This window comes from Candidatus Nanopusillus massiliensis (assembly GCF_920984865.1).
Window position 1 is genome coordinate 453,618 of record NZ_OV100765.1, and the last position, 332, is coordinate 453,949.

The 332-nt window shown below is 20.4% G+C and carries 1 protein-coding gene; it reads right to left on the minus strand.

What is annotated here, in order from left to right; translation table 11 throughout:
* Positions 1 to 28 precede the first annotated feature (28 nt).
* The gene (locus tag LUA84_RS03290) at positions 29 to 268 is read right to left on the minus strand and encodes an aminotransferase class V-fold PLP-dependent enzyme (protein ID WP_231434424.1); all 240 of its coding nucleotides are present in this window, start codon (positions 266 to 268) and stop codon (positions 29 to 31) included.
* Positions 269 to 332 lie beyond the last annotated feature (64 nt).

Genomic DNA, 332 nt, shown 5'->3' on the forward strand with positions numbered 1-332 from the left:
ATTTCTTGTAAAAATTATTTCTCTCCAATCATTTACATTTTATAAAATCTGCAACCAATTTATGAGAATTTTCATATTCTTCAGAAGATATTTCACTTATTTTATATACACCTCTATGAATATTTGCATAATATTTTTCATAAACTTCTTTTATTTTTTCAATAACTTGTCTAGGCTTTTGAGTTGTTGCAGTATTATCAAAATATATTAAATTTGGATTATTTTCAAAAATTGGAAAAGCTTTTCTTATTTCTTTTGGATTGATCATAAACTNNNTTTATACAAAACTCTTATATTTTTTATTTATATTCTATCATAATGAAATATAGTAT